The following is an 11352-nucleotide window of genomic DNA, read 5'->3' as shown; positions in this document are numbered from 1 at the left end:
CGCCGTAACCGGGATGCATGATCATGTTCTTCCACACCAGCGCCGCAACAGGCGGCATGACGAAGAAGGGCGAGATGATCATGATGCGCACGATGCCCTGACCGAAGATGTCCTGGTCAAGCAGAAGCGCAATCGCAATACCGCCGATGACAGTGATCAGAAGCACGCCGCCGACGATGGCAAGCGTGTTGAAGATCGACTGGAAGAAGGCCGGATCGGTATAGAAATACTGGTAATTGAACAGGCCCGCGAAGCTGACATTGGCAGGGTTGAGCAGATTGTAGTTCTGGAACGAAAACCACAGCGTCATCGCCAGGGGCACGATCATCCACACCAGCAAAAGCAGCACCGAAGGCGCAAGCATAACCCGCGCCAGACCGCTCGTGTTTCGTGTTGCCATTGCACTAACCTCCCCATGGGCTCGGGCATCACGAAATGCCCCCGGCATATCCGGAAGAACCGGCTCATTCCAGTTTTGATTTGAAAGGCTTAAAGGCCGCCGCGCAGCTCGCGGCTTGCGCCCCCAAGGTTCGCTGCCCGGCATTGGCGCCGGACAGCGATCTTCAGGAGGATTACTTGATGTAACCGGCGCGGGTCATTTCACGCGTCGCTGTCGACTGGGCGCTGGCAAGCGCATCGTCGACACTGGACTGGCCGGCAACGACCGCCGAGAACAGCTGACCGACCGTGGTGCCGAGCGCCTGGAATTCAGGGATCGCCACGAACTGACCGCCGGTGTAAGGCACGGGCTTTACGGTCGGCTTGGTGATGTCGGCGGCATCCATCGCAGCAAGCGTCGGCTTGGCGAAGGCGGCTGCTTTTTCATAGTCAGCATTCTTGTAAAGCGAGGTGCGGGTACCCGGAGGCACGTTTGCCCAGCCTTCCTTGGCAGCGACGAGTTGGGTATATTCCTTGCTTGTTGCCCAGGAGATGAACTTCTCGGCGGCATCCGCCTTCTGCGAGCTCTTCGGGATAGCAAGGTTCCAGGACCACAACCAGTTGCCATGGTTCTTCAGCTCGCCATGCGTCGGGAAGAGCGCATAACCGACCTTGTCGGCAACGGTCGAATCCTTCGGGTTTGAAACGAAGGAAGCAGCCACCGTGGCATCGATCCACATGCCACATTTGCCCTGCTGGAACAGCGTCAGGTTTTCGTTGAAGCCGTTGGAGGAAGCACCCGACGGACCGGCATCCTTCATCAGATCGACGTAGAACTGAAGAGCACTCTTCCATTCCGGCTGATCGAACTGCGGCTTCCAGTTCTCATCGAACCAGCGGCCGCCAAAGGAGTTGGTGAGCGCGCTGATGAAGGCCATGTTCTCGCCCCAGCCAGCCTTGCCGCGCAGGCACATGCCGTTGATATCCGCCTTGCGATCGGTAATCTTGCGGGCAGCGTCACCGATGAATTCCCAGGTCGGGTTTTCAGGCATCTTCAGGCCGGCTTTTTCAAACAGGTCCTTGCGATACATGATCATGGCGGATTCGCCGTAGAACGGCGCCGCATAAAGCTTGCCTTCGCTGGAAAGACCACCACGGATCGCCGGCAGAATATCATCCACGTCGTATTTGTCGCCAAGCTTTTCGAGCGGCAGCAGCCAGCCCTGCTTGGCCCAGATCGGCACTTCATAGTTGCCGATGGTCATGATGTCGTACTGACCGCCATTGGTGGCGATATCGGTCGTCACGCGCTCGCGCAGGACGTTTTCTTCAAGCGTGACCCATTCCACCTTGATGTCGGGGTTCTTGGTGGTGAAGTCGGAGGTCAGACCCTGCATGCGGATCATGTCGCCGTTGTTGACGGTGGCGATGGTCAGCGTTTCGGCGGAAGCAAGGGTCGAAAAGGCGAGTGCCGAGCATGCGCCCAGCAAAATGGTCTTCAATGTCATATCTTCCTCCCAGAAGAAATTTATGAGCATTCGCTTTGCTCTGGGGCATTTACTCACCCGCAGCCGAAAAAAGTCAAGCAACATCCTGTGCTGCGGCGCACATGGAAAAATCAAACTATTGATTTTAATGGATTAATTTTTGCTCAGTGTGTGAGCAAATATTCACTTGTCGCTTCGTCGGTGATGAGGCCGTTCAAAAGACCACCCCTCAGTGCCGCGAGAATCGAGGCATTCTTGCGCGCGCCCTGCGCCATGCCGATGACCGTGCAGGTCTCTCTGGACGGAATGGGAACGGAGGCGACGCGCTCGTTGACGGAATGGTCGAGAATGCGGCCGTTGGCATCATACATCCAGCCGCAGATTTCGCCGATCGCACCGCTTGCCATCAGGGCCTTCATCTCGTCGACACCGAGAAAACCATCAACGCAGAGCGGTGCATTTTCTCCCAGTTCGCCGACGCCGACGAAGGTGACATTGGCGGCTGCACCCAGCGCCAGCGTGGAGCGCACCATGGACTGGTCGTGCAGCAGTTCCCGCTCTTCCGCAGACGAGCAGAGAACCGGCAGCGGCATCGGGAAATGCCGCGCCTTGATGGCATCGGCCATACTGAAGATGACGTTGTAATAGGCGGCCGATCCATCCGGCCCGATATTGCCTGTCAGTGACACGATGCGGTGCTGCGGACATTCCATCGGCGGCAGTTGGTCCACAGCAGCCTTCAGCGTACGGCCGGTGCCGATGGCAAGCACGATGGGATCGGCATTTTTCAGCCAGCGCTCGATTTCCGCCGCGCCGGCCTCGGCAATGCCGACCGTGGAGGAAACGCCAGCGGGATCGCTCGGCACCACCTCGATATATCTAAGGTCGAATTTCTGCTTCAGCCGCTCCGCTTTTTCGAGACAGGCGGCGATGGGATGATCGAGCCGGACCTTGATCAACCGCTCGGCAACGGCCAGCGATACCAGCCGCTGCGCCGATTGCCGGGATATGCCCATGGCAGCGGCGATCTCGTCCTGCGTGCGGCCCGCGACATAATAAAGCCAACCAGCACGCGCCGCATCATCCAGCCGTCCATGTGCGTCGTTCCGTCTGGCCATGCCGCCGCCCTCTAAGAATTATGCTCGAGCATTTGCTGGCATTTTTTCAGGCCGCCTGTCAAACGGCACAGCGACTGAGCGAAGCGTTTGGCGGGACCGGGCACCTCTAAAGAAGATGCAAAACATTTCCTCCGTCATGCTCGGGCCTGTCGCAAGCATCTGCAATGCACCGATTTACGAGACATTGGCAGATCCTCGGCACAAGACCGAGGATGACGTCGTGAACACAGAGGCACCTATCCCTGCGCAGTTTCCTCTATATCAAGCCGCTTCCTGCACCAGATGCCCTGCCGAAACCTCGCGGTAATGGCGTTGCGGCGGAACATAGTTCACAGGACGGATCGGGCTTTTGATCTCGTCCGTTGCTATGTTGCGCCTGATCTGGCGCCGGGCCGGATCCGGCACCGGAACGGCGGACATCAGCTTTTTCGTATAGGGGTGCTGCGGATTATCGAAGACGGCGGCGCGTGGGCCGATTTCGACGATCTCGCCGAGATACATCACCGCGACACGATGGCTGACACGCTCCACCACAGCCATATCGTGGGAAATGAACAGGAAGGCGAGGTTGAGGCTCTGTTGCAGATCGAGCAGCAGGTTACAGACCTGCGCCTTGATGGAGACATCAAGCGCCGACACCGCTTCATCGGCAACGATGACCTTGGGGTCAAGCATCAGCGAACGGGCAATGGCGATGCGCTGGCGCTGGCCGCCGGAAAACTCATGCGGGAAGCGCCGCATCATATCCGGGCTGAGGCCAACCTTCTCCATCAGGTCCGCCGCCTTTTCACGCGCCTGCGCCTTCGGTCCAAGCCGGTGTTCGATGAAGGGCTCCATGATCGCCGTGCCGATGCTCATGCGCGGATCGAGACTGGCGAAGGGGTCCTGAAAGATCATCTGCACGCTGCGGCGCATGGTGCGCAGCGTCGTCTTGTCGAGTTTCATCACCTCGTAACCGTCGAGAGTCACGTTACCGGAGGTCGGTTCGATCAGCCGGGTGATCGACCGCCCGGTGGTGGACTTGCCGCAGCCGGATTCACCGACCAGCGATAGTGTCTCGCCCTCAGCCAGATCGAAGGAGACCTTCTCCACCGCATGCACGGCACCGGACTTGCGACCGAGAAGACCGGAGCGGATATCGAAGCGGGTCGTCAGGTCCCGGACCGAAAGAATGGGCGTGCGACCACCGGAAACCGTGTTCCTGACCTCTTCGACCGGTTGGCTTTCGCCGGTCTTGATATCGATGATCGGAAAGCGGGCGGGCAGCACCCGCTCTTTCATCGAACCGAGCTTCGGCACCGCCGAAAGCAGGGCGCGCGTATAGGGATGGTTCCCGCGATGGAAGATATCGTCCGTCGTGCCGGTTTCCACCACGTCGCCCCGGAACATGACGATGGTGCGGTCAGCCACTTCCGCCACCACGCCCATATCATGGGTGATGAACAGGACCGACATGCCCTCCTCTTCCTGCAATTGCTTGATAAGGTCGAGAATCTGGCCCTGAATGGTCACGTCGAGCGCAGTCGTCGGCTCGTCTGCAATCAGGAGCTTCGGCTTCGACGCAAGCGCCATGGCAATCATCACGCGCTGGCGCATGCCGCCGGAAAACTGGTGCGGATAGTCGTCGAAACGGTTCTTCGCATTGGGAATGCGGACTTTTTCCAGAAGCCTGACAACTTCGGCCTTGGCAGCAGATGAGGAAATATCCTGGTGCACGGTCAGCGCTTCGGCGATCTGCTTGCCGATCGGGAAGATCGGATTGAGGCTGGTCATCGGCTCCTGGAAGATCATCGAAATGTCCTTGCCACGAACCTTGCGCATCTCCTCTTCCGGAAGTGCCAGCAAATCGCGCCCGCCGAGCATGACCTTACCCTCGATGCGGCTCGTTTTCTTATCGAGAAGCCGCATGATCGACAGCGACGTCACGCTTTTGCCCGAGCCGCTTTCGCCAACGATCGCCACCGTCTCGCGGGGCGCAATGTCGAAACTCATATTGCGGACCACCGATTTCCAGCCGCCATCAACGCGGAAGGACGTGGTCAGATTTTGAACCGAAAGAACCGGACTTACCGAACCGCCGGTCTGTTCCATGGATGTTGCCGCCAAAAGCATGCCGATCTCCTGAAAAGCGAAAGGCGGCCGTGAAGGCCGCCGGATGTCTTACGCAGCAAGCGCGGTTTCGGCCATCGAGACCCAGTAGCTGATGCCGTAAGGCAGGGCCTCGTCGTTGAAGTCATAGGCGGCATTGTGCAGCCCGGCCGTGTCGCCGTTACCGATGAAGATGAAGGCGCCGGGGCGTGCTTCCAGCATGTAGGAAAAATCTTCCGCGCCCATATGCGGGTTGGGATTGGTGTTGACGGCGTTTGCGCCTGCCACACCTGCCGCCACGCTGGTTGCGAATTCGGTTTCGTCATTGTGGTTGAAAGTAACGGGATAACCGCGATCGTATCTCACCTCCGCCGTCGCGCCATGCGCCATGGCGGTGGCTGTCGCCACTTCCTTCAACCGTTTTTCGGCGAAATCGCGGGTTTCCGGCAGCAGGGTGCGCACCGTGCCGGTCAGCGTCACCGAACCGGGAATGACATTGCCCGCTGTGCCGCCGTGGGTAGTGGCGACGGTGACGACCAGCGATTTCAACGGGTCCGTTTCCCGCGAGACGATGGATTGCAGGGCGATGATGATATAGGCCGAGGTCAGAACCGGATCGATGGAAAGATGGGGGGCCGCCGCATGGCTGCCCTTACCGGTAATGACGATCTCGAAACTATCCGCCGCCGCCATCGTCGAACCTTTGCGGATGGCGAAATTGCCGACCGGAATGCCCGGCTCGTTATGCATGCCATAGACCTGGGAAATGCCGAATTTCTCCATCATGCCGTCGTTCAGCATGGCAAGTGCCCCTGCGCCACCCTCTTCAGCCGGCTGGAAGATGACGGCCACGGACCCTTTGAAATTACGGGTCTCGGCCAGATATTGCGCCGCACCCAAAAGCATGGCCGTGTGCCCGTCATGGCCGCACGAATGGGCCTTGCCCGGAACCTTGGAAGCCCAAGGCTTGCCGCTGGTTTCGAGGATCGGCAGCGCATCCATGTCGGAGCGAAAACCGATGGTCGGGCCGTCCCCGTGCCGCCCCTTGATGATGCCCACCACGCCGGTCTTGCCAATGCCGGTTTCGACGATATCGCATCCGAAGGATTTGAGTTTCTCCGCCACGAATTTCGAGGTTTCGAAGACGTCGTAGAGCAGCTCCGGCGTCTCGTGCAGGTGGCGCCTCCAACCGGCTACTTCTTCCTGCATCTCGGCCACACGGTTCAATATCGGCATTCCCATTTTTCCTTTTTTTGTTCCCCGCCGGGTTGTCGGGAAGCATATTGCGTTTGGAATTTCTGCTTTTGCAAGTATGAATTTCGCTAGATGAGTGAAAAATAGGCCCGAAGCCAATCGGCTCAAATTTTGTTCATCAATCAGAGTTTGGGGCTTGCATTTCAAAAAAACTGACAATAGCATCACTGGGAACGGAAGAATATTCGTTAGCAAAGTCAAACACTTAAAACAAAAGACTTGCAAATGACGTTGAGGAAAAGCGTCAAACATTCAAACAGATAAAATCTTCAAAGGGGAAAATCACAATGAAGAAGCGCAGCGTTCTCTTTGCCAGCACGGTGGCGGCCTTGGCCATGGCAGGCTCTGCCGCCCATGCCGAGCGTGGCAGTGACGGCGAACTGAAAATTCTTTTCTGGCAGGCTGTATCGACACTCAACCCATATCTGTCCGCTGGCACGAAGGAAGTCTACAGCTCGTCCATGGTGATCGAGCCGCTGGCGCGCTACGACGAAAAAGGCGAGCTGGTGCCGATGCTGGTGAGCGAAATTCCGACGGTCGACAATGGCGGCATCGCGAAAGATCTGCTCAGCATGACGTGGAAACTGAAGAGCGACGTCAAATGGTCTGATGGCACGCCCTTTACCGCTGACGACGTCATCTTCACCTGGAAATATTGCATCGCACCGGACGGCGGCTGCGCGCAGGCGGCACAATATGAGGGCGTGAAGAACGTCGAGGCGGTCGACGCCCACACCATCAAGATCAGCTTCAACGAACCGAAGCCCTACCCCTATTCCGCATTTGTTGGCGCACAATCGCCTGTCATCCAGAAGAAACAGTTTGAAAAATGCGTCGGCGCTGCGGCTCCCGGCTGCACATCCGCCAATTTCGGCCCCATCGGCACCGGCCCCTTCGTGGTCAAGGATTTCAAGCCGAACGACGTCATCAGCTTCGTGGCCAACCCCAATTATCGCGATCCGGCCAAGCCCGCCTTCGCCACGGCTACCCTGAAGGGCGGCGGCGATGCAGCTTCCGCTGCACGCGCCGTTCTTGAAACCGGCGAATTCGACTACGCCTGGAACATGCAGGTGGAGCCGGAAATTCTGGCCACCATGGTAGCTGCCGGCAAGGGCAAGCTGGAAACTGCCTTCGGCACGCAGGTCGAGCGTATCAATCTCAACTGGTACAACGCCGATCCTGCGCTGGGTGACAAGCGCTCCACCAAGGAAGGCGGCCCGCATCCGGCCCTTTCCGACCCGGCCGTGCGCCGCGCGCTCTCGCTTGCCATCGACCGCGATATTATCGATGAGGCAGGTTATGGCGAGGCAGGCAAGCCGACCTGCAATATCGTGCCGGCTCCGGAAGCCGTCGCTTCGACCAAGAATGACAGCTGGTGCCTGAAACAGAATCTGGAAGGCGCAAACAAGCTGCTGGATGATGCGGGCTGGGTAAAGGGCGCCGACGGCATCCGCGCCAAGAACGGTGTGAAACTGTCCTTCCTGTACCAGACCTCCACAAACTCCGTTCGCCAGGCCACGCAGGAACTGGTGAAGGACATGTGGTCGCAGATTGGCGTTGCTTCCGAACTGCGCAATGTCAGCGCCTCCGTCTTCTTCGGCGGCGATCCGGCAAGCCCCGACACCTTCCAGAAATTTTTCGCCGATGTTGAAATGTACACCAACAATTTCGACGGAACCGACCCGGAAAAATATCTGGCGGAATGGCTATGCGACAAGATCCCGGCTCCGGCTAACGGCTGGCAGGGCCAGAACATTCCGCGTTATTGCAACCCGGAATTCGACAAGCTGGTGGGCGAACTCTCCAAGACCGCAGACCCTGCCAAGCGCGGTGAGATTTCCAAGCAGCTGAACGATATGCTGACCGAAGAAGGCGCGCATATTCCGCTCATCCATCGCGGCAGCGTCTCCTCGCATTCGTTGACACTCGAAGGCGTTCGCATGAACGCCTGGGATTCGGAACTCTGGAACGTCGCGGACTGGTCCCGCAAGAAGTAACCCGCAAATGCGCGGTCGCCCCTGACGGGGGGACCGCGCTCGTTTTGCGAGACCCTGACGGTCTGGAGACTTTCCGATGTTTACCTTTACGCTCCGGCGGCTTGCCTTTGCCGTACCGACGTTGCTCGTCATCAGCTTCGTCATCTTCGCCCTACTCGATCTGGCGCCGAATGATCCGACCGGCGACCTGCCGCTGACCATTCCGCCCGAAGTGCGCGAGCAGATCCGCGCCTCGCTCGGTCTCGACCAGCCCTTCTTCATCCGTTACATGCTGTGGCTGCAGCAGTTCTTCATCAATGAACCGCTGAACCTGTTCGAGAAGCTGACAGGCTGGCAGATCGGCGACGGCAGCCGCATGCGTGTGCTGTCCTGGGCAACGCGCAGCCCGGTGGTCGATCTTGTCATCCAGCGCATGCCGCAAACGCTTTGGGTCGTCGGCCTTGCCTATCTCTTCGGCGCGCTTCTGGCGATCCCGATCGGCGTCATTTCCGCCTACAAACAATATTCGATCTTCGATCAGATCGGCACCTTCGTCTCGATGGTGGGTTATTCGGTTCCCACCTTCTTCACCGGCGTGCTGCTGGTCGTCATCTTCAGCTCCTATCTGCAATGGTTCCCTTCCGTCTACGACACCAATCTGCAGGTGACTGACTGGGGAAGCCTCGTGGCACAGATCAAACAGATGTTCATGCCGGTTCTGGTGCTGACCCTCTACAACGTCTCGCAGATCAGCCGTTTCGTGCGCGCCTCCATGCTGGACAATCTCCATCAGGACTATGTACGCACCGCGCGTGCCAAGGGCGTGAAGGAAAAATCCGTTCTGCTCGTTCACGTCCTGCGCAACAGCCTTATACCCGTCGTCACCGTCATCGCACTCGGCGTGCCGACGATCTTTTCCGGCGCCATCATTACCGAACAGATTTTCCGTGTGAACGGGCTTGGCCAATTGCTGATCACCGCCGTTCAGGGTGCGGATATTCCGCTGGTGCAGACGCTGACCTTCATTTTCGCGGTGCTTATCGTGCTCTTCAACCTGATTGCCGACGTGCTTTACGGCATTCTCGACCCGAGGATCCGCTATGACTGACGCCACCCTCGCAGCACCAGCCGTTGCCGCCACGCCTGTGCAATCGGCACTTGCCGATATCTGGAAACAGTTCCGGGTCCACAAGGGCGGCGTGGCAGGCCTGTTCGTTTTCATCTTTATTTTGCTTGCGGTCTATGTCGGGCCCTATATCCACACTGTCGCGCCCAATGCCATCAATGTGAAGGAACGCAACCAGTGGCCGTCGCTGGCGCATCCCTTCGGCACCGACAATCTGGGCAAGGACATGCTGGCGCAGGTGCTGGCGGGCGGGCGCATCTCGCTTGCCGTCGGCATCACCGCCATGCTGCTGGCGCTGTTTCTCGGCACGCTGGTGGGGGTGCTGTCAGGCTATTTCCGAAGGCTTGACGGGCCGCTGATGCGGCTGACGGACCTGTTCCTGGCCCTGCCGCTGCTGCCGCTGCTGCTCGTCATTCTCATGCTGTTCCGTGATACGCTGCGTGCCGCCTTCGGGCCGGAAACCGGTATCTTCATCCTCATCGTCTTCGTGATCGGGGTAACCAGCTGGATGCATACCGCACGCATCGTGCGCGGCGACGTGCTGACGATCAAAAGCCAGGAGTTTATCATGGCGGCGAAATCGAGCGGCATGCGCGAATACCGCATTATCCTGCGCCATATCCTGCCGAATGTGTTGAGTTCGATCATGGTCTCAGCCACGCTCGGCATCGCCTCGGCCATCATCACGGAATCGGCGCTGTCCTTCCTCGGCCTCGGTTTTCCGTCCGACTTTCCGACCTGGGGACGACTGTTGTTCGATGGCGCCAACTTCCTGCAGCTGACGCCCTCGCGCGTGCTGTGGCCTGGACTGGCAATCTCGCTGACGGTTCTGAGCGTCAACTATATCGGCGATGCCGTGCGCGATGCGCTTGATCCAAGGGCGCTTAAGAGCTGAGGCGAAGGGCGCGGTGGCTGCGCCCTTCCCTTTACCTCAGTGATAATTCATCTTTTCCGCGTCGAGAATGCTGTCTGCATCCAGCGCAGCAATCGGAATGTCGCTGCGCGCCGGAATATCGCCGGAAAGCTGCAAGGCCAGATAACGCCCGCAGCAGACTCGTAGAAACGAGGTGAAGTTGCCGAGATCATGCCCGGCATCGATCGATTCATTATAAAGCTTGGCAATGAGCTGCGCGCTGTTCATGCCATCGCGGCGTGAAATCTCGTCCAGAGTCGTCCAGAAGAAGTTTTCAAGTCTGACACTGGTGACCATGCCATCGATCCGCAAAGACCGGGTATGGCTTTCCCAAAGCGTCGGGTCTGCCTTGATGAAAAGCTTGCACATTGTGTCCTCCCTCAGCAAGCTGCAGAAGATAGACGGGAAACGGGACCGGCAAAAGCCCCATTCCGCCGGCCTTATCTGCCGAGCACCGCCATGAATTGCGAAAGCCATGCCGGATGCGCCGGCCATGCGGGCGCCGTCACCAGCTTGCCGTCGGTAACCGCCGCATCGATGGCGATATCGGCATAGGTACCGCCCGCCAGTTCCACCTCGGGGCGGCAGGCCGGATAGGCCGAGCAGGTGCGGCCCTTGAGGACACCCGCAGCCGCCAGCAATTGGGCACCGTGGCAGACGGCCGCGACCGGCTTGTCAGCCTCGAAGAAATGCTTCACGGCGGCAAGCACATCCGCATTCAGCCGCAGATATTCCGGCGCGCGACCACCCGGAATGACCAGCGCGTCGTAATCCGCGACCTTGATATCGGCAAAAGTTGCGTTGAGCGCGAAATTATGGCCGCGTTTTTCTGAATAGGTCTGGTCGCCCTCGAAATCATGGATCGCGGTCGCGATCGTCTGGCCAGCCTTCTTGCCGGGGCAGACGGCATGCACCGTGTGACCAACCGCAAGCAGCGTCTGGAACGGCACCATGGTCTCGTAGTCCTCGGCGAAATCGCCGGTGATCATCAAAATCTTCTTCGGCATGCTTG

10 protein-coding genes are annotated in these 11352 nt (G+C 58.8%); 3 read left to right on the top strand and 7 right to left on the bottom strand.

Annotation, left to right across the window (positions count from 1 at the left end; all coding sequences use genetic code 11):
* From AB4Z23_RS23410 to AB4Z23_RS23390, 5 genes are all read right to left on the bottom strand, one after another.
* Nucleotides 1–400: carbohydrate ABC transporter permease (locus tag AB4Z23_RS23410; RefSeq protein WP_421614012.1), on the bottom strand; the 400-nt coding region annotated here is incomplete at its 3' end.
* A gap of 172 nt (nucleotides 401–572) precedes the next feature.
* On the bottom strand, nucleotides 573–1886 hold the full coding sequence (locus AB4Z23_RS23405; protein WP_003518078.1) for an ABC transporter substrate-binding protein: 1314 nt from the start codon (nucleotides 1884–1886) through the stop codon (nucleotides 573–575).
* A 143-nt stretch (nucleotides 1887–2029) separates the two neighbouring features.
* Nucleotides 2030–2983 carry a sugar-binding transcriptional regulator gene (locus AB4Z23_RS23400; RefSeq protein WP_003518080.1) on the bottom strand — a complete coding sequence of 318 codons (954 nt, stop codon included), beginning with the start codon at nucleotides 2981–2983 and terminating at the stop codon, nucleotides 2030–2032.
* 261 nt (nucleotides 2984–3244) lie between these two features.
* Entirely contained in the window at nucleotides 3245–5095 is a 1851-nt protein-coding gene (locus AB4Z23_RS23395; protein ID WP_065687412.1) for an ABC transporter ATP-binding protein, read from the bottom strand.
* 48 nt (nucleotides 5096–5143) lie between these two features.
* On the bottom strand, nucleotides 5144–6307 hold the full coding sequence (locus AB4Z23_RS23390) for a M20 aminoacylase family protein (protein WP_065687413.1): 1164 nt from the start codon (nucleotides 6305–6307) through the stop codon (nucleotides 5144–5146).
* A gap of 305 nt (nucleotides 6308–6612) precedes the next feature.
* Between AB4Z23_RS23390 and AB4Z23_RS23385 the strand changes: the two genes are divergently transcribed.
* The 3 genes from AB4Z23_RS23385 to AB4Z23_RS23375 all read left to right on the top strand — a co-directional run bounded on the left by AB4Z23_RS23385 (nucleotide 6613) and on the right by AB4Z23_RS23375 (nucleotide 10322).
* Complete coding sequence (locus AB4Z23_RS23385) at nucleotides 6613–8322, top strand: peptide ABC transporter substrate-binding protein (protein ID WP_065687414.1); 1710 nt, start codon at nucleotides 6613–6615, stop codon at nucleotides 8320–8322.
* A 76-nt stretch (nucleotides 8323–8398) separates the two neighbouring features.
* A complete protein-coding gene (locus AB4Z23_RS23380) occupies nucleotides 8399–9409 on the top strand; it encodes an ABC transporter permease (RefSeq protein WP_003518086.1) in 1011 nt (336 codons plus the stop codon).
* Nucleotides 9402–10322 carry an ABC transporter permease gene (locus AB4Z23_RS23375; RefSeq protein ID WP_013762302.1) on the top strand — a complete coding sequence of 307 codons (921 nt, stop codon included), beginning with the start codon at nucleotides 9402–9404 and terminating at the stop codon, nucleotides 10320–10322. The genes AB4Z23_RS23380 and AB4Z23_RS23375 overlap by 8 nt, the downstream gene beginning before the upstream one ends.
* Before the next feature lie 36 nt (nucleotides 10323–10358).
* Here the strand turns inward: AB4Z23_RS23375 and AB4Z23_RS23370 are convergent, their stop codons facing one another.
* Together AB4Z23_RS23370 and AB4Z23_RS23365 are read right to left on the bottom strand one after the other, a co-directional pair.
* The gene (locus AB4Z23_RS23370; protein ID WP_003518088.1) at nucleotides 10359–10709 is read right to left on the bottom strand and encodes a ribbon-helix-helix domain-containing protein; all 351 of its coding nucleotides are present in this window, start codon (nucleotides 10707–10709) and stop codon (nucleotides 10359–10361) included.
* A gap of 71 nt (nucleotides 10710–10780) precedes the next feature.
* Nucleotides 10781–11347, bottom strand: a complete 567-nt coding sequence (locus AB4Z23_RS23365; protein WP_003518089.1) for a DJ-1/PfpI family protein — start codon at nucleotides 11345–11347, stop codon at nucleotides 10781–10783.
* Between the last annotated feature and the right edge of the window lie 5 nt (nucleotides 11348–11352).

The sequence above is a fragment of the Agrobacterium sp. MCAB5 genome (assembly GCF_052114365.1).
Taxonomy (GTDB): domain Bacteria; phylum Pseudomonadota; class Alphaproteobacteria; order Rhizobiales; family Rhizobiaceae; genus Agrobacterium; species Agrobacterium tumefaciens.
Note: the sequence above shows the minus strand (reverse complement) of the source record. Positions and strands in the feature narration are given on the sequence as shown.

What these genes read in the sequence shown, in the direction of transcription:
- AB4Z23_RS23380 (WP_003518086.1), top strand. Translation starts at nt 8,399, where the DNA reads ATGTTTACCTTTACGCTCCGGCGGCTTGCCTTTGCCGTACCGACGTTG.
- AB4Z23_RS23405 (WP_003518078.1), bottom strand. Translation starts at nt 1,886, where the DNA reads ATGACATTGAAGACCATTTTGCTGGGCGCATGCTCGGCACTCGCCTTT.
- AB4Z23_RS23365 (WP_003518089.1), bottom strand. Translation starts at nt 11,347, where the DNA reads ATGCCGAAGAAGATTTTGATGATCACCGGCGATTTCGCCGAGGACTAC.
- AB4Z23_RS23400 (WP_003518080.1), bottom strand. Translation starts at nt 2,983, where the DNA reads ATGGCCAGACGGAACGACGCACATGGACGGCTGGATGATGCGGCGCGT.
- AB4Z23_RS23385 (WP_065687414.1), top strand. Translation starts at nt 6,613, where the DNA reads ATGAAGAAGCGCAGCGTTCTCTTTGCCAGCACGGTGGCGGCCTTGGCC.
- AB4Z23_RS23395 (WP_065687412.1), bottom strand. Translation starts at nt 5,095, where the DNA reads ATGCTTTTGGCGGCAACATCCATGGAACAGACCGGCGGTTCGGTAAGT.
- AB4Z23_RS23390 (WP_065687413.1), bottom strand. Translation starts at nt 6,307, where the DNA reads ATGCCGATATTGAACCGTGTGGCCGAGATGCAGGAAGAAGTAGCCGGT.
- AB4Z23_RS23375 (WP_013762302.1), top strand. Translation starts at nt 9,402, where the DNA reads ATGACTGACGCCACCCTCGCAGCACCAGCCGTTGCCGCCACGCCTGTG.
- AB4Z23_RS23370 (WP_003518088.1), bottom strand. Translation starts at nt 10,709, where the DNA reads ATGTGCAAGCTTTTCATCAAGGCAGACCCGACGCTTTGGGAAAGCCAT.